Annotated in this window: 26 protein-coding genes; 14 read left to right on the top strand and 12 right to left on the bottom strand. The window is 65.1% G+C overall.

Annotated features, from left to right (window positions below):
- The first annotated feature begins 12 nt into the window (after nucleotides 1-12).
- The 9 genes from EOD29_RS19080 to EOD29_RS19040 all read left to right on the top strand — a co-directional run bounded on the left by EOD29_RS19080 (nucleotide 13) and on the right by EOD29_RS19040 (nucleotide 8,542).
- The gene (locus tag EOD29_RS19080) at nucleotides 13-1,182 is read left to right on the top strand and encodes an AI-2E family transporter (protein WP_067323755.1); all 1,170 of its coding nucleotides are present in this window, start codon (nucleotides 13-15) and stop codon (nucleotides 1,180-1,182) included.
- Nucleotides 1,183-1,270: 88 nt separating this feature from the next.
- A complete protein-coding gene (locus tag EOD29_RS19075) occupies nucleotides 1,271-1,462 on the top strand; it encodes a hypothetical protein (protein WP_245322439.1) in 192 nt (63 codons plus the stop codon).
- 3 nt (nucleotides 1,463-1,465) lie between these two features.
- A complete protein-coding gene (locus tag EOD29_RS19070) occupies nucleotides 1,466-2,464 on the top strand; it encodes an LLM class flavin-dependent oxidoreductase (RefSeq protein ID WP_067323751.1) in 999 nt (332 codons plus the stop codon).
- 386 nt (nucleotides 2,465-2,850) lie between these two features.
- Nucleotides 2,851-4,767, top strand: a complete 1,917-nt coding sequence (dnaK, locus tag EOD29_RS19065; protein WP_095782077.1) for a molecular chaperone DnaK — start codon at nucleotides 2,851-2,853, stop codon at nucleotides 4,765-4,767.
- A 220-nt stretch (nucleotides 4,768-4,987) separates the two neighbouring features.
- On the top strand, nucleotides 4,988-6,118 hold the full coding sequence (gene dnaJ, locus EOD29_RS19060; protein ID WP_067003083.1) for a molecular chaperone DnaJ: 1,131 nt from the start codon (nucleotides 4,988-4,990) through the stop codon (nucleotides 6,116-6,118).
- 122 nt (nucleotides 6,119-6,240) lie between these two features.
- Nucleotides 6,241-6,846 (top strand): phospholipid N-methyltransferase PmtA, encoded by a 606-nt coding sequence (gene pmtA / locus EOD29_RS19055; protein ID WP_095799004.1) that lies wholly within the window; start codon nucleotides 6,241-6,243, stop codon nucleotides 6,844-6,846.
- A gap of 75 nt (nucleotides 6,847-6,921) precedes the next feature.
- Nucleotides 6,922-7,518, top strand: coding sequence for an NADPH-dependent FMN reductase (locus tag EOD29_RS19050; RefSeq protein WP_067323746.1), 597 nt, complete (start codon nucleotides 6,922-6,924; stop codon nucleotides 7,516-7,518).
- On the top strand, nucleotides 7,518-8,219 hold the full coding sequence (pyrF, locus tag EOD29_RS19045; RefSeq protein ID WP_127213858.1) for an orotidine-5'-phosphate decarboxylase: 702 nt from the start codon (nucleotides 7,518-7,520) through the stop codon (nucleotides 8,217-8,219). The genes EOD29_RS19050 and pyrF overlap by 1 nt, the downstream gene beginning before the upstream one ends.
- Before the next feature lie 35 nt (nucleotides 8,220-8,254).
- Nucleotides 8,255-8,542, top strand: a complete 288-nt coding sequence (locus EOD29_RS19040; RefSeq protein WP_127247459.1) for a DUF1330 domain-containing protein — start codon at nucleotides 8,255-8,257, stop codon at nucleotides 8,540-8,542.
- 124 nt (nucleotides 8,543-8,666) lie between these two features.
- On the opposite strand, the gene EOD29_RS19035 is transcribed toward EOD29_RS19040, so the two are convergent.
- The 6 genes from EOD29_RS19035 to EOD29_RS19010 form a co-directional block, all read right to left on the bottom strand.
- Nucleotides 8,667-9,725, bottom strand: a complete 1,059-nt coding sequence (locus EOD29_RS19035; protein WP_127247458.1) for a D-alanine:D-lactate ligase-like protein — start codon at nucleotides 9,723-9,725, stop codon at nucleotides 8,667-8,669.
- Nucleotides 9,726-9,819: 94 nt separating this feature from the next.
- Entirely contained in the window at nucleotides 9,820-10,692 is an 873-nt protein-coding gene (locus EOD29_RS19030) for an SMP-30/gluconolactonase/LRE family protein (protein ID WP_164763785.1), read from the bottom strand.
- The gene (locus EOD29_RS19025) at nucleotides 10,692-11,330 is read right to left on the bottom strand and encodes a 2-dehydro-3-deoxy-6-phosphogalactonate aldolase (RefSeq protein WP_127247456.1); all 639 of its coding nucleotides are present in this window, start codon (nucleotides 11,328-11,330) and stop codon (nucleotides 10,692-10,694) included. The genes EOD29_RS19030 and EOD29_RS19025 overlap by 1 nt, the downstream gene beginning before the upstream one ends.
- Complete coding sequence (locus EOD29_RS19020) at nucleotides 11,327-12,262, bottom strand: 2-dehydro-3-deoxygalactonokinase (RefSeq protein ID WP_127247455.1); 936 nt, start codon at nucleotides 12,260-12,262, stop codon at nucleotides 11,327-11,329. The genes EOD29_RS19025 and EOD29_RS19020 overlap by 4 nt, the downstream gene beginning before the upstream one ends.
- Nucleotides 12,259-13,026: an SDR family oxidoreductase gene (locus tag EOD29_RS19015; RefSeq protein ID WP_127247454.1), complete on the bottom strand. Its 768-nt coding sequence runs from the start codon at nucleotides 13,024-13,026 to the stop codon at nucleotides 12,259-12,261. Before EOD29_RS19015 ends, EOD29_RS19020 begins: the two co-directional genes overlap by 4 nt.
- Nucleotides 13,027-13,179: 153 nt before the next feature.
- Nucleotides 13,180-14,529 carry an EAL domain-containing protein gene (locus tag EOD29_RS19010; RefSeq protein WP_067324636.1) on the bottom strand — a complete coding sequence of 450 codons (1,350 nt, stop codon included), beginning with the start codon at nucleotides 14,527-14,529 and terminating at the stop codon, nucleotides 13,180-13,182.
- Between the two features lie 254 nt (nucleotides 14,530-14,783).
- Between EOD29_RS19010 and EOD29_RS19005 the strand changes: the two genes are divergently transcribed.
- The 4 genes from EOD29_RS19005 (at nucleotide 14,784) to EOD29_RS18990 (ending at nucleotide 18,852) form a co-directional block, all read left to right on the top strand.
- Nucleotides 14,784-15,794: a glycosyltransferase gene (locus tag EOD29_RS19005; RefSeq protein WP_127239416.1), complete on the top strand. Its 1,011-nt coding sequence runs from the start codon at nucleotides 14,784-14,786 to the stop codon at nucleotides 15,792-15,794.
- Nucleotides 15,794-16,168, top strand: coding sequence for a GtrA family protein (locus EOD29_RS19000; protein WP_127247453.1), 375 nt, complete (start codon nucleotides 15,794-15,796; stop codon nucleotides 16,166-16,168). The genes EOD29_RS19005 and EOD29_RS19000 overlap by 1 nt, the downstream gene beginning before the upstream one ends.
- 67 nt (nucleotides 16,169-16,235) lie before the next feature.
- Entirely contained in the window at nucleotides 16,236-17,177 is a 942-nt protein-coding gene (gene gshB, locus EOD29_RS18995) for a glutathione synthase (protein ID WP_127247452.1), read from the top strand.
- Nucleotides 17,178-17,322: 145 nt separating this feature from the next.
- Entirely contained in the window at nucleotides 17,323-18,852 is a 1,530-nt protein-coding gene (locus EOD29_RS18990; protein ID WP_127247451.1) for a YifB family Mg chelatase-like AAA ATPase, read from the top strand.
- Between the two features lie 24 nt (nucleotides 18,853-18,876).
- Here EOD29_RS18990 and EOD29_RS18985 read toward each other — a convergent pair whose 3' ends face one another.
- The 6 genes from EOD29_RS18985 to EOD29_RS35970 all read right to left on the bottom strand — a co-directional run bounded on the left by EOD29_RS18985 (nucleotide 18,877) and on the right by EOD29_RS35970 (nucleotide 25,588).
- Nucleotides 18,877-21,051, bottom strand: a complete 2,175-nt coding sequence (locus EOD29_RS18985) for a malate synthase G (protein ID WP_127247450.1) — start codon at nucleotides 21,049-21,051, stop codon at nucleotides 18,877-18,879.
- Nucleotides 21,052-21,302: 251 nt separating this feature from the next.
- Nucleotides 21,303-23,339, bottom strand: coding sequence for a hydantoinase/oxoprolinase family protein (locus tag EOD29_RS18980; protein WP_127247449.1), 2,037 nt, complete (start codon nucleotides 23,337-23,339; stop codon nucleotides 21,303-21,305).
- 191 nt (nucleotides 23,340-23,530) lie between these two features.
- Nucleotides 23,531-23,902 (bottom strand): DUF559 domain-containing protein, encoded by a 372-nt coding sequence (locus EOD29_RS18975; protein WP_127247448.1) that lies wholly within the window; start codon nucleotides 23,900-23,902, stop codon nucleotides 23,531-23,533.
- A gap of 119 nt (nucleotides 23,903-24,021) precedes the next feature.
- A complete protein-coding gene (locus EOD29_RS18970; RefSeq protein WP_127247447.1) occupies nucleotides 24,022-24,369 on the bottom strand; it encodes a hypothetical protein in 348 nt (115 codons plus the stop codon).
- Nucleotides 24,370-24,566: 197 nt separating this feature from the next.
- Complete coding sequence (locus EOD29_RS18965) at nucleotides 24,567-25,076, bottom strand: hypothetical protein (RefSeq protein WP_127247446.1); 510 nt, start codon at nucleotides 25,074-25,076, stop codon at nucleotides 24,567-24,569.
- 11 nt (nucleotides 25,077-25,087) lie between these two features.
- Nucleotides 25,088-25,588, bottom strand: coding sequence for a hypothetical protein (locus tag EOD29_RS35970; protein WP_164763784.1), 501 nt, complete (start codon nucleotides 25,586-25,588; stop codon nucleotides 25,088-25,090).
- Between the two features lie 207 nt (nucleotides 25,589-25,795).
- Between EOD29_RS35970 and EOD29_RS18955 the strand changes: the two genes are divergently transcribed.
- The gene (locus tag EOD29_RS18955; protein WP_127247445.1) at nucleotides 25,796-26,977 is read left to right on the top strand and encodes an ABC-three component system protein; all 1,182 of its coding nucleotides are present in this window, start codon (nucleotides 25,796-25,798) and stop codon (nucleotides 26,975-26,977) included.
- The last annotated feature ends 5 nt before the right edge of the window (nucleotides 26,978-26,982 follow it).

Below are 26,982 nucleotides of genomic sequence, written 5' to 3'. Positions count from 1 at the left end.
GCGAGGGAACGGATGAAGGTCGAAACGAGCGCTTCGGGTTCGAACGTTGCCGAAAGCCCGGACGAGCGCGCCAGCGCCCGCGCCGAATTGCGCCTGATTCGATTGCTGCTGATCGGCATCTTCGTGCTGATAACGATCGCCGCGCTTTACTTCGCCAGCGCCTTCTTCATGCCGGTGATCCTCGCCTTCCTGCTGGCGCTGACGCTGACCCCGATCGTGCGCTTCCTGCGCAAGCGCGGCATCCCAGAAGTCGCCTCCGCGACGCTGCTGGTGTTGCTGTCCCTCTTCGTCTTCGCCAGCGCCGGTTACCTGCTCAGCGGCCCGGTCATCGACCTCATCAACAACAGCTACTCGATCGGCGAGCAACTCACCGAGCGGCTGGCGCCGTTCAAGCGTCCGCTGGAGAGGGTCATGGATCTCTCGCGTCAACTGCAGGCCCTGACCGAGACATCGCAGGAACCGGGTGTGCAGAAGGTCGCGCTGGCGCCGTCCGGCATCCTGTCGACGGCGGCCAGCAACATTCTGGGAGCCGGCACGAGCATCACCCTCGTCTTCGTGCTGTCGCTGTTCCTGCTCGCCTCCGGCACCTTGTTCTACGAGAAGATCGTCCAGTCCTTCGCCCACCTCAGCGACAAGAAGCGCGCGCTGCGCATCGTCTATGACGTCGAGCACGAGATTTCCCATTACCTGCTTACCGTGGCGGCCATCAATGCCGGCCTCGGCACGGTGATCGGACTTGGCCTTTGGGGACTTGGGATGCCGAACCCGCAGGTCTGGGGCGCGGCCGCGGCGCTGCTCAACTTCCTGCCCTATGTCGGCGGGCTGATCACCTTGCTGCTGGTCACGATCATCGCGCTGATCAGCTTCGATACGATCCCCTACGCCCTGCTGGCACCCGCCTTCGTTTTGTTGTGCGACATCGTCGAGGGCCAGTTCGTGACCCCGACGGTGGTCGGCCGGCGGCTCGAGATAAACGCGGTGGCGATCTTCATCGCCATCGCCTTCTGGTCATGGCTCTGGGGTTTCGTCGGCGCGCTGATGGCGGTGCCGCTGCTGGTGGTCATCAAGGTGTTCTGCGACCATTTCGATGGCCTCAGCCATGTCGGCAATTTCCTCGCCGCGCAGCAGACCATGGCGATCGACGACGAGGCCGGCGATAACAACCACAAATCCGGCGCGTGAGGCCTGGCCCAATCTGCATGTCCGGCCGGCTGTTTGCGGCGCCCATGGCGAGTGCCTATATCGGTCCGGTCTAACCGGACCCGCCTGCATGAATGACTTCGGTCTCGCGCTGCGCAACAACCGCCTGTCTATCCACCATCTCGGCGGCCGCAGCGAGCAGCGGGAAATCGCCTCGGCGACCGAACTCGCCGACGTGCTGGAAGGCCAGTTCGCCATCGTCATTCCCGACCGCGCCGAATTCGAGGCCCGGTTGCGGCAGAAGCAAATCGTGGAGACCTGACCAATGACGGCCCTTTCGGTTCTCGACCTGTCGCCGATCACGCAAGGCAGCGATGCCTCGCGGTCGCTGGCCAATTCGCTCGACCTTGCCTGCCATGCCGAGCGGCTTGGCTACAAGCGCTACTGGCTCGCCGAGCACCACAACATGCCGGGCATTGCCAGTGCCGCGACGTCGGTTGTCATCGCCCATATCGCCGGCGGCACCAAGACTATCCGCGTCGGCGCCGGCGGCATCATGCTGCCCAACCATGCGCCGCTGATGATTGCCGAGCAGTTCGGCACGCTGGCAGCACTTTTCCCCGGCCGCATCGATCTCGGCCTCGGTCGCGCGCCAGGCACCGATATGATGACGGCGCGGGCGCTTCGCCGCAACCTGGAGGCCAGCGACAACTTCCCCCAGGACGTGGTCGAGCTGATGGGCTATTTCCAGCCGGCCGAGGAAGGTCAGCGCATCCGCGCGGTGCCGGGCGAAGGCCAGGACGTGCCGGTCTGGATCCTTGGCTCCAGCCTCTATGGCGCGCAGCTCGCGGCGCTGCTTGGGCTGCCCTATGCTTTCGCCTCGCATTTCGCGCCGGCCGAACTCGACCACGCGCTGGAGGTCTATCGCACTCGCTTCCAGCCGTCGGCGCAGCTCGACAAGCCTTATGTGATGCTCGGCCTCAATGTCTTTGCGGCACCCACCGATGCCGAGGCGAAGCTTTTGTTCACCTCGCTGCAGCAGGCCTTCGTCAACCTGCGCAGCGGCCGGCCCGGCCAGCTGCCGCCGCCGGTCGAAAACTACGACCGCGACCTTGATCCCGTCGCCAGATCCATGCTGGCCCAGGCGCTGTCCTGTGCCGTCGTCGGCGCGCCGGAGACGGTCCGCCAGGGCATCGACGCCTTCGTGCGCCGCACCGGCGCCGACGAATTGATGGTGACGGCGCAGATGTTCGACCACACCGCGCGGGTGCGCTCCTTCGAGATCCTCGCGGACGTGCGCAGATCGATGTCGCAAGCCGCCTGACCGCTGGCCGCCTGTCGACCGGGGGGCGCAAGCGATCGCGGAAAACACATCTTTCTGAAGCTCCACGGAACTCCGTTCGCAGGCATTCACGCCCGGATCATGGCGACTGCGACGTTTTTGCCCGCGCCGGATTTACCTCGGTCCGGGCGTATCGGGCGGCAAATCGGCCGCAAAATTGGCGATTTAGCACCGTTCCCGGCAGGGGATCGGCTTGGTGGATGCGTTGCGCAGGATGCTTGCGCCTCGTGCCGCCTGTTCTTATATACGCGCCAACCGCCCGGCCTTGAAAACCCGGGGACCGTGGCGGAATTTCTTGTGAACAGGGGCTTTCGTCGGAACGCCTTATTCAGGGTCCTGAGAGCCTGCTTAGAGGAGAGACTAGAACAATGGCAAAAGTAATCGGTATCGACCTCGGAACCACCAACTCCTGCATCGCCATCATGGACGGCAAGGAGCCCAAGGTTATCGAGAATGCGGAAGGCGCGCGCACGACCCCTTCCATCGTCGCCATCAACAGCGATGGCGAACGCCTCGTCGGCCAGCCGGCCAAGCGCCAGGCGGTCACCAATCCTGAAAACACCATCTTCGCGGTCAAGCGCCTGATCGGCCGCCGCTATGACGATCCGGTGACGGAGAAGGACAAGAAGCTTGTCCCCTATAAGATCGTCAAGGGCGACAATGGCGATGCCTGGGTCGAGGCCGGCGGCAAGAAGCTTTCGCCCAGCCAGATCTCGGCCATGATCCTGCAGAAGATGAAGGAAACGGCTGAAGCCTATCTCGGCGAGAAGGTCGAGAAAGCGGTCATCACCGTTCCGGCCTATTTCAACGATGCCCAGCGCCAGGCGACCAAGGACGCCGGCAAGATCGCCGGCCTCGAAGTGCTGCGCATCATCAACGAGCCGACGGCTGCCGCACTTGCCTATGGTCTGGAGAAGAAGGACGGCAAGACCATTGCCGTCTATGACCTTGGCGGCGGCACGTTCGACATTTCGGTGCTCGAGATCGGCGACGGCGTCTTCGAGGTGAAGTCGACCAACGGCGACACCTTCCTCGGCGGCGAGGACTTCGACATGCGCCTGGTCGAGTACCTGGCGGCCGAGTTCAAGAAGGAGCAAGGCATCGACCTCAAGGCCGACAAGCTCGCCCTGCAGCGCCTGAAGGAAGCGGCCGAGAAGGCCAAGATCGAGCTGTCGTCGACGACGCAGACCGAGATCAACCTGCCCTTCATCACTGCCGACGCCAGCGGGCCGAAGCACCTGACGATGAAGCTCACCCGGGCGAAGTTCGAGAGCCTGGTCGAGGACCTCGTGCAGCGCACCATCGACCCCTGCAAGGCGGCGCTCAAGGATGCCGGCCTGAAGGCGGGCGAGATCGACGAAGTGGTGCTGGTCGGCGGCATGACCCGCATGCCCAAGATCCAGGAGATCGTGAAGCAGTTCTTCGGCAAGGAGCCGCACAAGGGCGTCAACCCGGATGAGGTGGTCGCGCTCGGCGCCGCCATCCAGGCCGGCGTGCTGCAGGGCGACGTGAAGGACGTGCTGTTGCTCGACGTGACGCCGCTGTCGCTCGGCATCGAGACGCTGGGCGGCGTTTTCACCAGGCTGATCGAACGCAACACCACGATCCCGACTAAGAAGAGCCAGGTGTTCTCGACGGCCGAGGATTCGCAGTCGGCGGTGACCATCCGCGTCTTCCAGGGCGAGCGCGAGATGGCGGCCGACAACAAGCTGCTCGGCCAGTTCGATCTGGTCGGCATTCCGCCGGCTCCGCGCGGCGTGCCGCAGATCGAGGTCACCTTCGACATCGACGCCAACGGCATCGTCAACGTCTCGGCCAAGGACAAGGGCACCGGCAAGGAGCACCAGATCCGCATCCAGGCTTCGGGTGGTCTGTCCGATGCCGACATCGAGAAGATGGTGAAGGACGCCGAGGCAAATGCCGAGGCCGACAAGAAGCGCCGCGCCCTCGTCGAGGCCCGCAACCAGGCCGAATCGCTGGTGCATTCGTCCGAGAAGTCGCTGAAGGACTATGGCGACAAGGTCTCGGAGGCCGACCGCACCGCGATCGCCGACGCGATTGCGGCGCTGAAGTCCGCAGCTGAAGGCGATGACGTGGCCGATATCGAGGCCAAGTCGCAGTCGCTCGCCGAAGCTTCGATGAAGCTTGGCCAGGCCATGTACGAGGCCTCGCAGAAGGAAGCGGCCGAAGCCGACGCCAAGGCGGACGCCGCCAAGGATTCGGACGTGGTCGACGCCGACTTCGAGGAAATCGACGAAGACGACGACAAGAAGAAGTCGGCCTGAGCCGGCTGACGGCCACATAATGCGAAAAGCCCGGCGCAAGGCCGGGCTTTTTTGCAACCTTCACCGAAAAAGTGCGGACCTGGCCCAAAAATTGACGGAAAAACACCGGTGAGCACGGCTCGGCTCTGGCATCCGGGCAACATCGCTCCTAAATCGAACAACGTGCCGGCGACGACGCGACAATGCTTGAAGACATTGAGCATCCGGACAGCGGGAAAAAATGAAAGCTGATTTCTACGAAACGCTGGGCGTGCAAAAAGGCGCCGACGACAAGGAGCTGAAGAGCGCTTTCCGCAAACTCGCCATGCAGTTTCATCCCGACCGCAACCCCGGCGACCATGCCTGCGAGCACAAGTTCAAGGAAATCAACGAAGCCTACGAGACGCTGAAGGACCCGCAGAAGCGCGCGGCCTATGACCGTTTCGGCCACGCCGCCTTCGAGCAGGGCGGCATGAACGGCGCAGCGCACGGCTTCGGCGCCGGCGGCTTCGCCGACATCTTCGAAGACATTTTCGGCGACATGATGGGTGGCCGCCAGCGCCGCTCGTCGGGCGGCCGCGAGCGCGGGGCCGACCTGCGCTACAACATGGAAATCTCGCTGGAAGAGGCGTTTTTGGGCAAGACGGCGCAGATCCGCGTGCCGGCATCGATTTCCTGTTCGGAATGCTCCGGCAGCGGCGCCAAGCCCGGCACGCAGCCGGTCACCTGCGCGATGTGCCACGGCCATGGCAAGGTGCGGGCAACGCAAGGCTTCTTCTCGATCGAGCGCACCTGCCCGCAATGCCAGGGGCGCGGCCAGACGATCAAAGACCCCTGCCCGAAATGCGCCGGCCAGGGCCGCGTCACCGAGGAGCGTTCGCTGTCGGTCAACATCCCGGCCGGCATCGAGGACGGAACTCGCATCCGGCTTGCCAATGAGGGCGAGGCCGGCCTGCGCGGCGGCCCATCGGGCGACCTCTACATCTTCCTTGCGGTCAAGCCGCACGAATTCTTCCAGCGCGACGGCGCCGACCTCTACTGCAAGGTGCCGATCTCGATGACGACCGCCGCCCTCGGCGGCTCGTTCGAGGTCACCACGCTCGACGGCACTCAGACCAAGGTGAAAGTGCCGGAAGGCACCCAGAACGGCCGCCAGTTCCGGCTGAAGGGCAAGGGCATGCCGGTGCTGCGGCAGCCCAATGTCGGCGATCTCTACATCCAGACGGCGGTCGAGACGCCGCAGAACCTGTCGCGGCGCCAGCGCGAGCTCCTGGAAGAGTTCGAGCAGCTCTCCTCGAAGGACAATTCGCCCCAGTCGAGCGGCTTCTTCGCCCGCATGAAGGACTTTTTCGAATCCTTCGGCGAGCCCTGAGTGGGGTGCGACAGGGGTTGACGCGCTGCCTCAGCGTCATCAACATCTTATGCCAGATCTTGCCTTGCCTTGTTCCACCTAGCTGCTAAGTAGCGGGTCGGGGAGCGTTGAGGAGAGCTCGCATGGCACGTGGTCCCGGGTTGCGCAAAGCGCTGGCGGAAAAATTTGACGACGAGCTGAAGTTCTTCAAAGGCTGGATCGACAAGCCGAAAGCTGTCGGCTCGATCGTTCCCACCAGTTCCGTGACCGCCCGCAAGATGGCCTCGATCGTCAACCCGAAATCGGGCCTGCCGGTGCTGGAGGTCGGCCCCGGCACCGGCGTCATCACCCGCGCCATCCTCGCCCAGGGCGTGAAGCCGGAGAACCTCTACGCGATCGAATACTCGACCGACTTCGTGCGCCATCTGCGCCGGCTCTATCCGCGCGTCAACGTCATCGAGGGCGACGCCTTCAACCTCGACGCAACACTCGGCGACAAGCGCGACTTGGTGTTCGATTCGGTCGTCTCCGGCGTGCCGCTGCTCAATTTCCCGGTCGCCCAGCGCATCGCCTACATCGAAAGCCTGCTCGACCGCATTCCCGTCGGCCGGCCGATCGTGCAGCTGACCTACGGCCCGCTGTCGCCGATCCCGCCCGGCCGCGGCGACTACACGGTCAAGCATTTCGATTTCATCATCCGCAACATTCCGCCGACGCAGCTGTGGATCTACCGGCGCGAGGCATGTTGACCGAAAGCGCCTGGCCATCGAAAGCGCTTGGGGATTGATCGCTCTTCGGCCTATACGTCTCTCGACAGGTGGCCGATGGCAGTAATCCCAAGAATCCTCGTCTTTGCAGGCTCGATCCGCACCGGCGCTTTCAGCGGCCGGACGGCCGATGTGGCGCAAAAGGAACTCGCCATGCAGGGTGCGGAGGTGACCCGCATCTCGCTCGGCGACTATCCGCTGCCGATCATGGACGAGGATCTTGAGAAGGACAAAGGCATTCCCGAGAATGCCGTGAAGCTCGGCCATCAGATTTCCGCCCATGACGGGCTGCTGATCGCGACGCCTGAATACAACGGCTCGATCCCGCCGCTCTTGAAGAATTCGATCGACTGGGTGAGCCGGCTCCGGCGCGACGGCAGCCGCTCGTTCAGGCCGCTTTACGGCAAGCCCGTCGCGCTCTGCTCCTCCTCCGAGGGCAAGTTTGCCGGCATACGCTGCATCAACCACCTGCGCGCGGTGCTGGTGCGCTGCCAGATGGAAGTGATCACGCCGGAATGCTCGGTTTCCGGCGCCGATGAAGCCTTCGCCGAGGACGGACAATTCCGCGACGCCAGACTGCACCAATCGATGGAGCGCCTATGCCGTACACTGATCGAAACCTCGCGCATGCTGTCCGTGAGGATCGAGGTCTGATGCATCCGGTCGAGACCATGCGCGACAGGCTGATCGTCGGCCTCGACGTGCCGACGCTGAAAGAAGCCGAACAGACGGTGCGCGAGCTCGAAGGCAGCGTCTCTTTCTACAAGATCGGCTATCAGCTCGCCTTTGCCGGCGGGCTCGATTTCGCGCGCGAGCTCGCCAGCGGCGGCACCAAGGTCTTCCTCGACATGAAGCTGCTCGATATCGACAACACGGTGGCCAAGGGGGTCGAGAATATCGTCAGGATGGGGGTCTCGATGCTGACGCTGCATGCCTATCCCAAGGCTATGCAGGCGGCGGTGGAAGCAGCCAAAGGCAGCGAGCTCTGCCTGCTCGCGGTGACCGTGCTGACCTCGATGGACGAGCAGGACATGATCGATGCCGGTTATGAATACGATCCGCACACGCTGGTGCTGAGGCGCGCCGAACAGGCGCTGCATGCCGGCATGGGCGGCATCGTCTGCTCGGCCGAGGAAGCCGAAACCGTGCGCCGGATCGTCGGTCCCGACATGGCCGTGGTCACGCCGGGTATACGGCCGAGCGGCAGCGCCCATGGCGACCAGAAGCGTGTGGTGACGCCGGCGCAGGCGATCCGCAACGGCTCCAGCCACCTTGTCGTCGGCCGGCCGATCGTCAAGGCGCCGGATCGGCGGGCGGCGGCCGGGGCAATCTTGGCCGAAATGTGCTCGGCATAAGTCCGTCTGCTCGCGAAAAGAAATAGGAGAAAAGAATGCCAAAGGGATATTGGGTTGCCCGCGTCGATGTGCGCGACCCGGAAGGCTACAAGGACTATGTCGCCGCGGCCAAACCGGCTTTCGAGCGCTTCGGCGGGAAATTCCTGGCGCGCGGCGGCGAGCATGAGAAGGCCGAGGGGCCCGGCCGCGCGCGCAACGTGATCATCGAGTTCGAATCGCTTGCCGCCGCGCATGACTGCTACCACTCGCCGGAATATCAGCGCGCCGTCGCCATTCGCCAGAAAGTGGCCGATGGCGAGATCGTGCTGGTCGAGGGCGTTTGATCGTCTGAATCGTTCTGCCTTGACATGATCAAGGAAGGCGGTGGCGCAGAATAGAGATTTGCAGCGATCCTTCGCCGGCGTCTCAAAGCCGCTCCGCAGCCGCAGGCCGGTCCAATCCCTAAGCTTATGCCCTCAGCCGGCTGGTCGCCGTCTCCGCCATCGCATCCGCCAGGCTCATGCTCCATTGCCTGCGGCAATAGTCGCGGAAATCGAAGCAGGGCAGGCCGGGACAGACTTCGAACTCGATGAGATGGACGGTGTCGTCGGCTTCGACCCTGAAGTCGACCGAGAAGACGTCCTTCAGGCCAAGCCCGGCGATCAGCTCCTGCGCGATGGCGCGGATAGCGCGATCGGCCGCCGGCTGGCGGGCGGCGACCTGCTCGAGCTCCGGCTCGGCATAGGTGCCTGCGTCCCTGGCGGCCTGGCCGCTATCGCCGTAGAGCGCCATGGAGTCGGCCATGGTCTGGAAGTCGCCGCCGGACTCGACGAAGGCGATGCCGAGCGCCTCGACGCCGGTATCCGGCCTCATACCGAGGAAGCTTGCCCGCACATTGCGGCCGGCGACATAAGGCTGGACGACGACATCGTCGCGATAATGGTCAAAGACACGCCGGCTGAGCTCCTGTGCATGACCAAGTTCGGTGATGCGCGAATCCGGCCAGATCCCGATCTTGGCGCCGAGCCGGTTGGGTTTGACGAACCAGCCGGCGGGCGAGGACGGCGGGTCGACCAGCCATTTCCCATTGCGGGCCAGCCCGGCCGGCGGCACCGGCAGGCCAAGCGCGCCGAGCACGGCGCCGGAGCGGAACTTGTCCTGGCAGAGCGCGAACAGCGAATCGTCGGCGCCGATCGTCTTCAGTCCGTTCAGCCTTGCCAGCGCAGGCGAAGCGCCGCCGCGGAAATAGGCGATGCCGTCGGTCAGCGTCCAGACCAGGGTTTTGGCGGGATCGGCGTTCGCCAAGACGGTCGCGGCGTCGTCCAGCTCGACGGCCATCAAGGTGAGGCCGCGCGTTTCGCAAGCGGCGGCGAGCTGGCCGAATTCGGGCGCGAGGTCGGTCGACTGCGCCAGATAGGACGAGATCTCGGTTGCGCGTTCCGTCGGGTAGCCGTCGGCGACCAGCCGGTCGAAGCAAGCCTTCTCCGGCTCGTGGACAAGGATCAGCGTCGGGCCGTTGCTCGGCATGGAAGCTCCCAGAAGAGTCAGGTGCTACCATCGCATGGCGGTTGCAATCGGCTTTCAGGAAACCGACCTGAGCGAGCGATAATGCGCAAGCCGCTCAGGCGATCAGCACGCGCGGCTCGAAGCGGCCCCGGACCGGAATGTCGAGCAGGAAGGTCATGCCGGCCTGAGGATCGAGCTTGCGCTGCTTGTCGTCCTTGCCTTTCCAGGCCGATGTCACCGCAAGGCGGTCGGCGTTCGGCCCGACAAAGGCGGGGCAGGAAGGCTGGGTTACCGGCATCGGGATTTCGCGCAGCAGCATGCCGTCCGGCGAATAGGCCTTCACCGCCTTGCCGCCCCAGACGGCGTTCCACAGCACCCCGTCGCGGTCGACGACCGAGCCGTCGACATAGCCTTTTTGCGAACGATGATCGACGAAGACGTTCGGCTCGCCCGTCGGCAGGCCGGTCGCCGGATCGCAAGCGACGCGCATCAGAAGCCCGGTCGCGGTATCGGTGTAGTAGGCGATCGTCCCGTCGTCGGAAAAGCAGATCGAGTTGGACACGGTAATGTCGGAGAACAGTCGGCGAAGCTCGCCCTTGAAGAACCAGTAGATCGCGCCGGCGCCCTTGCCCTCGTCCTTGCCCATCGTGCCGGTCCACAACGCGCCGCAGGGATGGACGCGGGAATCGTTGGAGCGGGTCAGCGGATTGTCGACTTCGATCGGCGTGTGCAGCGTTAACCTGCCGGTCGCAACATCGCGGACCTGCAGGCCGATCTCGGTGGCGATCAGCTGGCGGGCATCGTCGATGACGGCGATGGCGCTGGCCATCACGCCGAGATCATGGATTTTCAGCGCGCCGGCGAGCGGCTTTTCCAGAAGCTTGCCATTGACGATGTCGAACCAGAACAGTGTCTCGGTGCCGGGATCGTAGCTCGGTCCCTCCCCCAACTGGCAAATGTGATCGCTGAAGACCGAAACGCTGTCCATCAAATCCCTCCGAAGGCTTCGTCCCAGGCCGCGACCGCGGCACGGGCGCGCTCAGCCACTTCATCGACGCTGGCGCCCGGCTTATAAAGGCTCGACCCCAAGCCGAAGACGCTGACGCCGACGGCTTTGTAGCCGGCAAAATCCTTGTCCGAAACGCCGCCGACTGCGCCGATCAGCGCCGTTGCCGGCAGCACGGCGCGGATCGCCGAAATGCCGCCGGCGCCGAGCACGCTTGCCGGGAAGAATTTAAGCGCCGAAGCACCGAGCCTGATCGCCTGGAAGGCCTCGGTGGGCGTGAACACGCCCGGCATCGTCACCATGCCATACTTCATGGCGCGGCCCATGACATCGGCATCGATGTTGGGGCTGACCAGCAGCCGGCCGCCGGCCTTATGCAAGGCATTGACATCGGCCGCCGTCAGCACCGTGCCGGCGCCGACCAGTGCGGTTTCGGGGAGGACTTCCGCGATCCTGGTGATCGACGAAAACGGTTCCGGCGAATTGAGCGGCACCTCGATCGCCTCGATGCCGGCGTCGAAGATCGCCTGGCCTATTGAGATCGCCTCGGTCGGCTTGAGGCCACGCAAGATGGCGACCAGCCCGCGTTTCAGTCTGGGAAAGGGTGCTGTCTGTGTCACGCGTCGCCTCCGATCATGCGGTTCTCGCGCGCGGCTTCGACAAGGCCGGCGCGCACCGCTTCATCCGCATCGACGACCCGAAAAGCAAGACCGGCGAAGCCAAGAGCGGCGCCATAGAGCGAAGCCAGCGCGCCGGAAGCGATCAGCACGACGGGCGCTCCACCGACGCCGTAGCGCCGCTTCGCCGAAGCGATCTCGCCGCCGATCAACAGCCCGGACAGGCACGCCGCCGCCTCGTCGGATTTCAAATCCTGCAGCAGCCCGGCGGCGCGGATCGCAAACAGCTTTGAGGTAACGTCGCCGCCTTCGCCCAGCGCCCGCTCGCACCACTGGCGGAAAAACGGACCATCCGCCGTGACCGGCGCCGGATGCTCGCCCAGCGAATGTTTCAGGATCGAATGCGCGGCCAATACCGAAAACAACTCCCCGGTCGGCCAGGTGCCGAAGCCGGCGACCGCGCCGTCCTCGACCACGACCCATTTGGAATGGGTGCCCGGCATGCAGACGAGGTGGCGGCCCTTTGCCGGCAAATTCGCGCCGGCAAGCTGCGTCTCCTCGCCGCGCATGACATCCGGGGCGTCGGCGAGGCGCTGGGCGAGGCCGGGCACGATACGAATATCGCGGCGCTCGCCTTCGATGCGGGCGGCGCCTGCCAAGATGGCGCCGATCGGCGCAGGCACGGTGAAGTATGGCGCCTCGATCCAGCCCTGGCGGGAACCCGCCATGCCGCAGATAATGACGGGCAGGGACTCCGGCGCGCCCATGGCGGCGAGATGGCCTTCCAGCACCGTCGCAAAACCCTTTTCGCGCGCGGTGATCAGGCCGTCGTCGCCGCGCCGCTCGGCGAGCACCTGACCCGCGCCGTCAAGCAGCCAGGCCCTGAGCCTGGTCGTGCCCCAGTCGAGGGCGGCGACCGCAGGCGCGCCGCTCACAGCACGCCTCCGTCGACGATCAGCATTTGCGCGGTCAGCATGCGCGAGGCGTCCGACGCCAGGAACAGCACCGTACCGACAATGTCGTCGGGCTGCATGGGCTGCTTGATGCATTGCTTGGCGACATGGGCGTCAAGCGCCTGCTCGGTGACCCAAAGCTCGCGCTGGCGTTCGGTGATCACCCAGCCGGGCGCAACCGCGTTGACGCGGATGCCGTCGGCGCCGAGCTTGCCGGCAAGACCTTTGGTGAGGCCGAGGATACCGGCCTTGGCGGCGGTATAAGCCGGCAGGTCGGGATGGTTGATGAGGTAGGACGTGGAGCTGAAATTGATGATCGAGCCGCGGCCGGCGCGCTTCATGCCCGGCGCCACCGCCTGGGCGGTGAAGAAATGCGGCCGCAGGTTGATGGCCAGGTTGTTGTCCCAGAACTCGACCGTGACATCCTTCACCTCATGGCGATCGTCGAGCGCGGCGTTGTTGACCAGCGCCGTGACATCGCCATGCGCTTTCACCGCCTTCGCTGCCGCGGCGCGCAGCGCCTCGACGTCGCGCAGATCGGTCTTGAGATAGAGCGGACGCCGGCCAAGCTCCCTTTCCAGACGGTCGGCCAGCGCCGTGCTGGGCTTGTCGGCGATGTCGATGAAGGCGACCTTGGCGCCTTGCCGCATGAAGCCCTCGGTCAGCGCCGCGCCGATGCCGGAACCGCCGCCGGTGATCAACACCGAGGCGCCGTCGAGGTCGGCGAAACGCGCCGATGGCATCATGATTTCTGTCTCCCTTTGGCCGGCGCGCATCCTAGCCATGCCGGCCCCGGGAGCAAGGGTGAAAAGGCGATTTCGGCGGCAATATGTCTGACAAAATAGCAGCCGCGCTTCCGTGAGGCGCAGACGGGTCGGCTTGGATCGCAGGTTGGTCGATCAGATCGCCTTGGCGCGCAGCGCGCCGCGATAGGAATCGCGCAGATAGCCAAGCGTGGCGTCGGCATCGACGGGCTTGCCGAACAGATACCCCTGGCCACCCGCGCAGCCGAACTGGACGAGGCGGTCGGCCTGCGCTTCCTCCTCTATGCCTTCGGCCACAACGTCCATGCCGAGTCCTTCGCACATGGCGAGAATTGCACGGATGATGTGTTCCGAGGGGCGGTCTTCGAGGATCGAGGAAACGAAGGCGCGATCGATCTTCAGCTTGTCGAAATGGAATTCGCGCAGGCGTCCGAGCGACGACTGGCCGGTGCCGAAATCGTCGAGCGAGACGCGGATGCCGACGCGGCGCAGATCCTCGACGATCTTCTCGGCCGAAGCCGGGTCGGTCATCAGGCCGGTTTCGGTGATCTCGATCTCCAGCCGGCGCGGATCGAAGCCGGTGCGGTCGAGGATCGCCAGGATATGCAGGCCGGTGTTCTGGTCGACAAGCTGCGACGGCGACAGGTTGAAGGACAAAAACAGGTCCTTCGGCCAGTTGCGCGCCGCCTCGGTCGCCTTGCGCAGCACCAGCTGCGACAGCGGGCCGATGATGCCGCGCTCCTCGGCGATGGGAATGAACACGCTCGGCGGCACCATGCCGAGATCGCGATCGGTCCAGCGAGCCAGCGTCTCGAAGCCGATGGTGCGGCGACTGGTGAGGTCGACGATCGGCTGGAAATGCGGCTCGACCTCGCCGGCCGAGACGGCGCGGCGCAGCGCCTGCTCGATGCGGGTGACGCGCTTGGCGGCCTCCTCCATCTCGCGGGTGTAGACGACGACGCGGCCGCGGCCCGAGCGCTTGGCGTGGTAGAGCGCGGTCTCGGCCTTGTTGATCAGGATCTCTGTGGTCTCGTCGCCGGAATAGAACAGCGAGCAGCCGACCGAAGCCGACAATCTGGCGGTGCGCTCGCCGACATCATAGGGCGCCGACAGGATCTCGATCAGCATGCGCGATTTTTCGGCGGCCTGCTCCTCGCTGAACACCATCGGGTAGAGGAAGGCGAACTCGTCGGCGCCGATGCGACAGACGGTGGAGTAGCCATCCATCGAGGCACGCAAGCGCATAGCCACCTGGATCAGGATGTCGTCGCCGGCCTTGTGGCCGAACAGGTCGTTGATCGGCTTGAAGCCATCGAGATCGAGGATGCCAACGGTGAAGGGCGCGGGATCGTCGGCGCGGTCGCTGATCAGGCGATCGACCTTGTCGTAAAAGCGACGATGGTTGCCAAGTCCGGTCAGCGGATCGGTGAAGGCCAGATCCGCGTTTTCCCTGCCTGGCTGCCCGGTGCCAAACGTCGTTTGCATCATGTCCCTGTTCTGACGGGGGAATTTGTAACCAGACTGGCAGCAAAGCGTTTAGGAAAGGTATCGGAAAATCGATTTTCTGAAGATCGCGAAAATGGGCCTTGGCGCCATGCCTGGCGGTCCAGGGTCTTTGGCGATGGAGGCTTAAACCGGGCATTAACAGCTTCAATAAATAGTATAGCGGCCCGGAGACGCCGGCATTGGGACCGGCATTGGCGCGGCTGGTCGGCTGGGCCCGGGCACCGGAGATAGGCATGCCGCACGAGGTCCGCAACGAGCCGGCGATCGCCGTGCTCCTGCCCTGCTACAATGAGGAGCTGACGATCGGTGAGGTCGTGCGGCGCTTCCGCGAGACGCTGTCCTCCGCGACGATCTATGTCTACGACAACAATTCGAAGGACCTGACCGCGCTCAGGGCTCGGGCGGCCGGCGCGGTCGTCGTGCGCGAACCGCGTCAGGGCAAGGGCAATGTCGTGCGCCGCATGTTCGCCGACATCGACGCCGACATCTATGTGATGGCGGACGGCGACGGTACCTACGCGCCGGAAGATGCGCCGCAGCTGATCAACACACTCTTGACCGAGCGCTCGGACATGGTGGTGGGCACCCGGCGGGGCGTCACCGACGACGCCGGCCGCTCCGGCCACGCCTTCGGCAACCGCATCTTCAACCGGCTCTACAAGGGCCTGTTCGGCGCCGATTTCACCGATATCTTTTCCGGCTACCGGGTCTTTTCGCGGCGCTTCGTCAAGAGCTTCCCGGCGGTTTCCGGCGGCTTCGAGATCGAGACCGAGATGTCGGTCCATGCCTCGCAGCTCAAGCTGCCAGTGAACGAGATGGCGCTCGACTACGGCCGCCGCCCGGAAGGCTCATCGTCGAAGCTGTCGACGTTCAGAGACGGCGCCAGGATCCTGTGGATGTTCGCCATGTTGGTGAAGGAGACGCAGCCGCTGCGTTTCTTCGGCACGTTTGCCCTGTTCTTCCTGGCGGCCAGCATCGGGCTGATGATCCCGGTGCTGATCGAGTTCGCCGAGACAGGACTTGTTCCGCGCATGCCGACCTGGGTGCTGTCCGTTGGCCTGCTCCTCTTGTCCATGCTGGCGATGGTCACCGGGCTGATCCTCGATTCGGTGTCGCGCGGCCGGGCCGAACAGAAGCGCATCTTCTATCTTTCCATCCCTGCCGGCCGCATCGAGCGGCGCGCGGGCTTCAACGGCGAGGCCTCCCCGACGAGGGAGCCGGGCAAGCCCTCGCGAGCCGCCTGATGGTCCGGCTTGCCCGCTTCGTGCTTGCCGGCGGCATCGGCTTCGTTGCCGATGCGGCCGCGCTCTGGCTGCTGCTTTCCGTCACGCCGCTCGGGCCGCTGGAGGCACGCGTGCTGTCGATCGGCTTCGCGCTCACCGTCACCTGGCAGATCAACCGGCATTTGACCTTTGCGCCGTCGAGCCGAGGCATCGCGCAGGAGGGCGCGCGTTACGGCGGGGTCGGCGTCGCCACCAGCATCGTGAATTATCTCGTCTATTGTGCCCTTCTGTTCGCGCTGCCCTCCCTGCCGCCGCTGGCGGCGCTGACGGTCGCCTCGCTGGTCGCGATGGCGCTGTCCTTCGTCGGCTATTCCCGGCTGGTCTTCGACCGATAATCTCGGGCCGATTGGCAGATGCCGCCGATTTCCCTATATCGGCGACAGAGATTGCCGGAGACCCGAGATGCCGTTGAAAATCGCCGTCCAGATGGACCATGTCTCGACGGTGTCGATCGCCGGCGACACCACGTTCGCGCTGTCGTTGGAAGCGCAGCGGCGCGGCCACCAGCTTTTCCACTACACACCCGACCGGCTGTCGATGCGGGGCGGCAAGGTGTTCGCGCGCGCCGAGGAGATGCAGGTGCGCGACGAGAAGGGCAGTCATTATTCTCTGGGCGAGCCGGTGCGCACCGATCTGTCGGAGATGGACGTGGTGCTGCTCAGGCAGGACCCGCCCTTCGACATGAACTACATCACCACAACCCACATTTTGGAACGCATCCATCCGAAGACGCTGGTGGTCAACGACCCGGCCTGGGTGCGCAACAGCCCGGAAAAGATCTTCGTCACCGAATTCCCGGACCTGATGCCGGAGACGCTGATCACCAAGGATCCGCAGGAGGTGGCCGCCTTCCGCAAGGAGTTCGGCGACATCATCGTCAAGCCGCTCTACGGCAATGGCGGGGCGGGCATCTTCCATCTGCACGAGGCCGACCGCAACCTCGCCTCGCTGCTCGAAATGTTCGGCCAGCTGTTCCGCGAGCCCTATATCGTGCAGCGCTATCTCAAGGACGTGCGTAAGGGCGACAAGCGCATCATCCTGATCGACGGCGAGCCGGTGGGCGCCATCAACCGCGTGCCGGCCGAGCACGATTCGCGCTCCAACATGCATGTCGGCGGCCGCGCCGAGAAGACCGAGCTCACGGAGCGCGAACGCGAGATCTGCGCCCGCATCGGGCCAGCGCTCAGGGAACGCGGCTTCATCCTCGTCGGCATCGATGTCATCGGCGACTACATGACCGAGATCAACGTCACCTCGCCGACCGGCGTGCGCGAGGTGCGGCGCTTCGGCGGCGCGGACATTGCTGCCCTGTTCTGGGACTGCGTGGAAGGGAAGCGGAACTAGCGCCCCTCAGCTGCCCGGTGGGCGGGACCGTATGTTCCCGTAATGTTCTTGCTTAAGCCGCAAATCTGTGGTTGTCTAAACCAAACTCGCTCGCGGCCTGATCGCAGGACCGGCGAGCGAGCCGGTTCCGGGGGCTTGAGACAAGATGGTAGCGCGGGTTCGCACGGTGGCTTTCCAGGGCATCGAGGCCGTGCCGGTCGATGTCCAGGTGATGATCGCGCCGGGCAAGGTCGGCATGCAGATCGTCGGTTTGCCGGACAAGGCGGTGGCAGAGAGCCGGGAACGCGTGCAGGCCGCGCTTCATGCCTCCGGCCTGTCGATGCCGTCGAAGAAGGTGACGGTGAATCTCGCGCCGGCGGACCTGCCCAAGGAAGGCAGCCATTACGATCTGCCGATCGCGCTCGGATTGATGGCCGCGCTCGGCGCCATTCCTGGCGATATGCTGGCCAGCTATGTCGTGCTCGGCGAATTGTCGCTCGACGGCACCATCGCCGCTGTCGCCGGCGCGCTGCCGGCGGCGATCGGCGCCAACGCCGAAGGCAAAGGGCTGATCTGTCCGTTCGCCTGCGGGCCGGAGGCAGCCTGGGCCGGCAAGGATTTCGATATCCTGGCGCCGCGCAGCCTGATCGCCATCGCCAACCATTTTCGCGGCACCCAGGTGCTGTCGCGTCCCGAGGCCGGCATCCAGGTCGCCGCGCGCGATCTGCCGGACCTTGCCGACATCAAGGGCCAGGAAACCGCCAAGCGGGCGCTGGAAGTGGCGGCGGGGGGCGGGCACAATCTCCTGATGGTCGGACCGCCGGGCTCGGGCAAGTCGATGCTGGCGCAAAGGCTGCCCTCGATCCTGCCGCCGCTGGCGCCGAAGGAGCTGCTCGAAGTCTCGATGATCGCGTCGGTGGCGGGCGAGCTCGGCGAAGGCAAGCTGACAGACCGACGGCCGTTCCGCGCGCCACATCATTCGGCGTCGATGGCGGCGATGGTGGGCGGCGGCTTGCGCGTGCGGCCGGGCGAAGTGTCGCTTGCGCATCACGGCGTGCTGTTCCTCGACGAGTTCCCGGAATTCACGCCGCAGACGTTGGACGCGCTGCGCCAGCCGCTGGAGAACGGCGACTGCGTGATCGCGCGCGCCAACCACCGCGTCACCTATCCGGCGCGCATCCAGCTGGTGGCGGCGATGAACCCGTGCCGCTGCGGCATGTCGGGCGAGCCCGGCTATCGCTGCCTGCGCGGCGAGCGCTGCCGCACCGAATACCAGGCGCGCATTTCCGGCCCGCTGCTCGACCGCATCGATCTCAGGATCGAGGTGCCGGCGGTCTCGGCAAGCGACCTGATCCGGCCGGACAAGGCCGAGACCAGCGCCGCGGTGGCGCAGCGCGTGGCGCGCGCCCGGGCCATGCAGCGCGAGCGGCTGGAAAGGCTGGGTGCGGCGGCCACCACCAACGCGCACTGCCCGCCTTCGGTCATCGAGGCGATCGCCAGGCCCGACGCCGCCGGGCTGACGCTGCTCAAGGACGCCAGCGAAAAGCTCGCCTTCTCGGCGCGAGCCTATCACCGCGTGCTGAAGGTCGCGCGGACGCTCGCCGATCTCGACGCCAGCGAAACCGTCGGCCGCATCCATCTCGCCGAGGCGATCTCCTACCGCATGAGCGCGGAGCGCATGGCGCAGGCGGCGTAAGGTCCCTGGCGCGGATTTCCGGCGCTACCCCGCCCGGTCCTTCGCCTTCAGCTCCAGCCTGCGCGCATGCAGCACCGGCTCGGTGTAGCCGTTGGGCTGAACGGTCCCCTTGAATACCAGGTCGCAGGCGGCCTGGAAGGCGATCGACTTGTCGAAATCCGGCGCCATCGGCCGGTAGAACGGGTCGCCGACATTCTGGCGATCGACGATCGCCGCCATGCGCTGCAGCGAATCCCGGACCTGGATCTCCGAGCACACCTTGTGGCGCAGCCAGTTGGCGATGTGCTGCGAGGAAATGCGCAGTGTGGCGCGGTCTTCCATCAGGCCGACATCGTTGATATCGGGCACTTTCGAGCAGCCGACACCCTGATCGATCCAGCGCACGACATAGCCGAGAATGCCTTGCGCGTTGTTGTCGAGCTCGCGCTGGATCTCGTCCGGGGTCCAGTTCGGCCGCACCGCCACGGGCACCGACAGGATGTCGTCGAGCCTGGCCTTCGGCCGGCTCCTCAGCGCCGCCTGCACGGCGTGCACATCCACTTTATGATAGTGGGTGGCGTGCAGCGTCGCGGCGGTCGGCGAGGGCACCCAGGCGGTGTTGGCGCCGGCCTTGGGGTGCGCGATTTTTTGCTCGAGCATCGCCGCCATCAAATCCGGCATCGCCCACATGCCCTTGCCGATCTGGGCGTGGCCGGCGAGGCCGCATTCCAGGCCGGTGTCGACGTTCCACGCCTCATAGGCGGAAATCCAGGCCGCCTGCTTCATGTCGCCCTTGCGGATCATCGGGCCGGCTTCCATCGAGGTGTGGATCTCGTCGCCGGTGCGGTCGAGGAAGCCGGTGTTGATGAAGACGACGCGCTCTCTTGCGGCGCGGATCGCTTCCTTGAGGTTGACGGTGGTCCGCCGCTCCTCGTCCATGATGCCCATCTTGATGGTGTTCTTGGCCATGCCGAGCAGGGCCTCGACGCGATCGAAGATTTGCACGGCGAAGCCGACTTCCTCCGGCCCGTGCATCTTGGGCTTCACCACATACATCGAGCCGGCGCGGGAGTTGGCACGGCGGCCGTTGTCGCCGACATCGTGCAGCGCGATCAGCGCGGTGAGCGCCGCGTCCATGATGCCTTCCGGCACCTCGTTGCCGTCGCGGTCGAGGATCGCCGGATTGGTCATCAGGTGGCCGACATTCCGCACCAGCATCAGCGAGCGTCCGGGCAGCAGCAGCTGGCCGCCATTCGGCGCCGTGTAGCGGCGGTCCGGATTGAGCTTGCGGACAAAGCTCTTGCCGGCCTTGGTGATCTCTTCCGCCAGGTCGCCCTTCATCAGCCCGAGCCAGTTGCGATAGACGACGACCTTGTCCTCGGCATCGACGGCGGCGACCGAATCCTCGCAATCCTGAATGGTGGTCAAGGCGGCCTCGAGGACGACGTCGGCAATGCCGGCCGCATCGGTCTTGCCGATCTGACTGGCATGATCGACGACGATCTCGATATGCAGGCCGTTCTTTACCAAAAGCACGGCTTCCGGCGTGGCGGCGTCGCCGCGGTAGCCGGCGAACTGCTTCGGGTCGGCAAGCGTGGTGGCGCCGGCGCCTTCGCCGACCTTCAGCGCGCCGTTCGCCACCGAGAGCCCGTTGATGCCGGCCCATTTGCCGGTGGTGAGCGGCACGGACTGGTCGAGGAAGTCCCTGACCCAGGCGATCACCTTGGCGCCGCGCGTGGGATTGAACGCTTTGCCCCTTTCGGCGCCTCCCGTCTCGGGAATGGCGTCGGTGCCGTAGAGCGCGTCATAAAGCGAGCCCCAGCGCGCATTGGCGGCATTGAGCGCATAGCGCGCGTTCATCACCGGCACGACCAGCTGCGGCCCGGCGACGACCGCGATCTCCGGGTCGACGTTTTCGGTCGAGACGCTGAAGGCCGGACCTTCCGGCACCAGATAGCCGATCTCCTCGAGGAAAGTTCTGTACACCTCCATGTCGACCGGCGCGCCGTTGGCGCGGTACCAGTCGTCCAGCTTCTCCTGCATGGCGTCGCGCTTGGCGAGCAGCGCGCGGTTCTTCGGCGCGAGGTCGTGGACGATGGCGGAAAAGCCTTCCCAGAACTTTTCCGGATCGATGCCGGTGCCGACTGCTGCCTCCTCGGCGACGAAGTCATGGAGCTCCCGGGCAATCTGCAACCCGGCGATCTCGATGCGGTCGGTCATCAGCACGTCTCCAGACATCAGGCTTTGCCGGGCCTTTGGCATGTTGGGGGGCGGGGGTCAATTCGGCTTAGGGTGAAGGTGCGGCGCGGTTTCCCTTCTCCCCCTTGTGGGAGAAGGTGGATCGGCGCGCAAGCGCCGAGACGGATGAGGGGTGTTCCAGCGGAGTGCGGCGCTGGTGTTCCCTGGAGCACCCCTCATCCGTCGCCTCCGGCGACACCTTCTCCCACAAGGGGAGAAGGGGGAAGGCGCGCTCACACCGCAATCCTTGGGCGCCCAGAGGCCACCGCCACCACATGCGCCTCGATGAACATGCGCTGGTTCTCGACCGTCGAGACCTTGAATTCGGTGGAAACGTCGATTTCGGCGCTGTCGGTGCCGGCATTCTTCGCGCGCTCGGCGACGATCGCCCGCACGTCGGCTTCAGCCGCGGCGATCGCCTTCTCCTCCTCGGTGAAGTCGCGCACCGTCTGCCCCGAGGCGAGCCGGAAAAGCCCTTCCCTGGGCTGGCTGACGCGGGCTTCGGCTGAGACCCGCACCTGGCCGACGACGGCGCCGAGCGCGTTGGCGACGTCGGTGTCCTCCGGCACGATGCAGCCATTGCCGATCAGCGGCGGCAGGCCGGCGTAATGCAGCGGCGCCGAGGCGCCGAGGCCGATCACCGGCCGGTCGAGCGCGACGCTGAAGCGGGCGATGCCGGGATGCGCATCGACGGCGCGCTGCACCAGCGCGTGCGCGACGGTCGCGGCGCCGTCCAGCCCGTCCTCGGCGAAGGCGGTTTCGAGAATATATTCGGCCGACCAGCGCGTCAGCGTGACGAGCACGCGCTGGGCGAGCGCTTCCGGCGTCGCGGCGATCGCCTGGCCGCGGCCGTCGCGGCGGCGGGAAAACAGCTCGGCGCCGAGACGGGCGGCGGCGGGATCCCAGTTCGACTGCTTGCCGAGCACATGGGCGGCGTCGGACGGCGTGAAGCCGCAAATGTGCACCAGGCCGCGCGCCACCAGCCGGTTCAGCGTAGCGTTCTGGGCGTTGGAGCTGAGCAGCCGGTCAAGCGCCAGCGGGGTGGCGCCGATCGCCTCGTAGAGTTTCGCTTCCGGCGCGGTGAGGCCGGCGGCGAGGCGATCCGGCACGCCGGTGCGCACGGCAAAACGCCCGTCCATGCGGCCGGGATTGGGCGCGCGCAGCTGCCGCTCCAGCTCGGCGGTGACCGCCTCGCCATGCGCCAAGCCGGCCAGCGCCAGCGGCACCAGGCGGCGCGGCCCGAGCAGGATCTTCGGGTCGAGCGCGCCGTCCTGCAGCGCTACTTCGGAGTCGCCGCCGAGGCCGAAGGTGCGCATGGCGACGGCTTCGACCATGGTACGGAAGCCGCCGACGGTGGCGCCTTCCGGATCGAGCCGCGGCCGGCCGCTATCGAGCACGGCGACGTCGGTGGTGGTGCCGCCGATGTCGGAGACCATGGCGTCGTCCAGCCCGGTCATGTGGCGGGCGCCGACCAGGCTGGCCGCCGGGCCGGAGAGGATCGTCTCGATCGGCCGCTGGCGGGCGAAGGCCGCCGACACCAGCGCGCCGTCGCCGCGCACCACCATCAGAGGTGCGGCGATGCCGCGCCGGCCAAGAAAGCCTTCGGTCGCCGCGACCAGCCGGTCGATCATCGAGATCAGCCGGGCGTTGAGCAAAGTGGTGAGCGCGCGGCGCGGACCGCCGAGCTTGGCCGAAAGCTCGTGGCTGGCGGTGACCGGCAGGCCGGTTTTTTCGCGGATCAGGTCGCGCGCGGCGAGCTCATGCGCCGGATTGCGGGTGGCGAAATAGGCGCAGACGGCGAAACCCGACACCGAACCCCCAAGCTCCGGCAACGCCGCCTCGAGGCCGGAAAGATCGAGCTTGGCGGCATTGCCGTGCACGTCGTGGCCGCCGGGGCAGAACACCACCGGGTCGCTGCCGAGAGCCGTCTTCAGCCCGTCGCGGGCAAGGTCGGCCTCGGCAAAGCCGATCATCACCAGCGCCACGCGCCCGCCCTGGCCCTCGACCAGCGCGTTGGTGGCAAGCGTGGTCGACATCGACACCAGCTTGATCGCGGCCGGGTCGGTACCGGATTTTTCCAGCACCGCGTCGACCGCGCCGGAAATGCCGACGGCGAGGTCGTGGCGCGTGGTCAGCGCCTTGGCCTTGGCCAGCACCTTGCCCTTGCTGGGGTTGTCCAGGGGCCCGCCCTCCTCCGACCACAGCACGGCATCGGTATAGGTGCCGCCGGTGTCGATGCCGAGGAAGAGCGGTTTTGGCTTGGCGGTCATTTGGCGGTGGCAAGTCCGGGCAAGAGGTTTGGTGCTTGCCCCCTTAGCCGATACGGGCCGGCGGATAAAGGCGGGTGCGATGGGCCAAGGGAGGGGCAAGCTCCCTTCTCCCCCTGTGGGAGAAGGTGGATCGGCGCGCAGCGCCGAGACGGATGAGGGGTGCTCCAGCTTGGCAAATACGCCCATCGGCATCATCGCCAAGGCTGCAGATCTTCGTCCCGCACATAGGCAATGATGGTATCGCAGACAGCATCGAGGTCCTTCAGAACGTCGTCATTCCAGAACCTCAACACGCGAAATCCCTTCGCCTTCAATTCGGCGTCGCGCTCCTGGTCGTGGGGCGAGTCCGCATGCTGACTGCCATCGATTTCGATGATAAGCCGAGCCTCGGCGCAAACGAAGTCGGCGACGAATCTACCCACTGGCACCTGCCGGCGGAACTTGATCTTGTCGAGACGCCGGCCGCGCAACTCCTGCCACAGACGACCCTCCGCTTCTGTCGACTCGCGCCGCATCCGACGAGCGAAATCCCGTTTGGTTGGAGCTACAGGCTGATGCGGCATGGCGGAAGACTCGGCCTCATTTCGTCCAATTCTCCAACATCGCACTCCGTCCAACACCCCTCATCCGTCTCGGCGCTGCGCGCCGAGCCACCTTCTCCCACAAGGGGAGAAGGGGGGCCCTACTCCGCCAGATCCACCGTCTCGGTCGAATGCTCCACGCAGATGAAGCAGCAATTGTCGCAGGGCTGGTCGTTGTCGGGGCCGACGCCGGCGATGACGGAATCGTCGCCGACCACCCAGGCGCCCCAGCAGATGTGCTCGCCGGGCTCGCAGGAGATCGGCACGGATTTGCGCGCCTGCGGGCGGATGAGAAAAACCTTGTCGCCGCCCGGCCAGACCTTTTCGCTGTCGCGGCTGAACAGTTCCAGCGCGACGCCGTCGGAGCGCTGGTTGCGGACAAAGACCGACATGTCGGCGGCGAAGGCCGGCGCGGTGAGGAGAAGAGCGGCGAGCAGAGCGCGAATCATGGCGAGGTCCCCGATGGGAGTAGAGCACGGGAAGCACCGGTAATCTCCCCCCTCGAGGGGGAGATGGTCGCGAAGCGGTCAGAGGGGGTCCTTGCGCGTAGAACGCCGACCTCATCTCGTGCCGCACGACGTCGGCGCTCCACGCGCGGCGACCCCCTCTGTCGCCTTTGACGACATCTCCCCCTCGAGGGAGGAGATCAGCGCCTCACCACCACGTGCGGCGCGAATGTCTTCACCGCCGCGATCAAGTCCTGGTCGTGGATGTCGAGCGAGGAGATCTCCATGTGCACGGTGGTCTTGCCGAAGGGCATCAGGCCGAAGGCATTGGCGGCGGCGTATTTGATCGCGTCGGGCGGCTCCTCGGTGAGCTCGAAATTGAGCATCGCCGCACCCTTGCCGCCGGAGGCGAGGCGCACGCTCCGCACCTTGTTCCACGGCACCAGCACGTCGCCGGCGCGAGTATCGCGAAAACCGCGCTGATCAAGCGTGACCTTGACCGAATTGTCGAAGGCGCCGCGCGAAATGAAGACGCCAAGCGCCAGGAAGGCGACGCCGAGCAGCGCGATCCACAGCACATGGCCGCCGGACGCCCCCGAGCCCAGGCCCTGCAGGGCGCCGAAGCCAAAAATGCCGCCGATCAGGAACGGTCCCACCGCGGGCAGGATCTTGCCGGAGGCGCTGTTGCGGATTTCAAGCGGCGCGGCCATTTTTCGCCCGCTCACCGTTCCGATTTGAGCAGCGTCCAGATCCAGCCGATAAAGGTGAGGACCAGGAACGGATAGCCGGCGGCGGGCAAAGGCGCCGAGGTGGGCAGAAGCGGCGCGCCCCAGAGGATCATCAGGGCCGAGACGACGAAGAGCACGGCCGCGACGAAAGCGGTGAGCGCGAAGGTTTTTGGCGCGCTGACCATGGTGAGCCCCGCCTCCCACAGCGCAATGCCGCCGACATAGAACGGAACGCTCGCCTGCAGGCCCGCCGCATTGCCGGCCAGAAGGAGGCTTTCGCCGGCGAGGAAAGTGAGAAAGCCGGCCGCGACGAGATCATTGCCCAGCCCCTGGTATTTCATCGTCAGCAACGCCGCCGCGACGACGACCCCCACGCCATCGATGGTCCACAGCGTCTCGCGCAGCGCGTCGCTTGCAACGAAGGCGCCTGCCATGCCCAACGCGCCGCCGACGGCGAGGCCGATCGCGGCGACAGTGTCCGAGGTGGAGCGCATGCGATGTCTCCCCGAGCCAGACCAGAATACTTCACGGCCGGGCGCTCTCAAAGCTGCCTATAAGAAATCTGGAACCCTGGACCTGAGAATCGGCCTGCCCCCTAGCTGCCAAGTCACAGAACTGCGCAGGATGGTGTTAGACTTTGCCAACGCCCCATTAGCATTTGAAGATTCCCGAAACTCGCGTATTCGTAGGGCGGGGGAGCAATGACGGTCAAACCATCACACAACAAATCTGAGGCACCGGGGCAGGCGGCGGGCTATCTATTCCAGCTGCGCTACGCTCTTCATAGGGCACTCGAACGCATGCGCCGCGATCCTACCGGTGCAATCGCAATCGAGAAGTATGACGATGTCGCGGTAATTGATAATGGCAACGTAATTTCTGCCGATCAGCTAAAGCACGTGACTCAAACAGAAGGCGAAATTTCAGATTTCTCGAAAGCTTTTTGGCGAACCTTGGGCAATTGGGTGCGGCTATTCTCCGGCGGAATTGTCGAGCTAACTAGGGTCGACTTCTGCCTAGTCACGAACGCAACTGTCCCAAACGACTCCGCGCTTGCACACCTCTGCCCCGACGAATCAGCACGTGACGTCGACGCAGCGTTGGTAAAGTTGCGTGAAATTGCTCTGTCGTCCGAAAATAAAGCGACGGAGGAGGACCGTAGTTTATTTGCCGCGTTGGATGACGAAAGTCAGGCAGCTTTTCTCCGTTCCATTTTCGTGGTGCCGAATACAGTCAATTTGGCCGGACTGACCGCCGAGATCGAAGCTAGCCTGTATCCTGCTTGCGAGCGTCAACAATTGCCGGAATTTCGCCAGGAATTAGAGGGGTGGTGGTTAGAGCAAGTTTCTATTGGGCTTAGCTCCGGTAAAGGACCGGTGATTTCATTAATCGCGGTTGACGGAAAAATCGCTTACCTACGAGAAAAATATAAGGCGTCGGTGCTGCATATTGATATTGATGATCCTGAAGGTGACCTTTCTGGTTTGGACGGCTATACTTTTGTTGAACAGATACGATGCGTCAAGGCTGGCGTTGCCCGCATCAAAAATGCGCAGAAGGCGTTCTTGAAAGCCAGTGCGCAACGCTCAAAGTGGCTCCGAGAGGCCAAAATTGATCCCGCTGAATTGACTCGCTATGACAACGATCTGCAAGCGCGCTGGGGAACCCAATGTGCCATTGTGATGGATGAGTTGGGGGCCGCTGCCGACGAAGACGAGAAGCGCAAATGTGGGCGAGGCTTGTTAGGTTGGGCGGAGGTTCAGGAGACACCCCTCAAAGGGGCTAGTGCGCAATTCTTGACCGGAGGCTCGTTTCACGCGCTTGCGGATGCCGTGAAGGTGGGTTGGCATCCAGATTTCTCAACATATTTCAAGTCCAAATGACACTT

The sequence above is a fragment of the Mesorhizobium sp. M1A.T.Ca.IN.004.03.1.1 genome (genome assembly GCF_003997555.1).
In the GTDB taxonomy this organism is placed as follows: domain Bacteria; phylum Pseudomonadota; class Alphaproteobacteria; order Rhizobiales; family Rhizobiaceae; genus Mesorhizobium.
The sequence above is the reverse complement of the archived record's forward strand: the minus strand, read 5'-3'. Positions and strand labels throughout refer to the sequence as shown.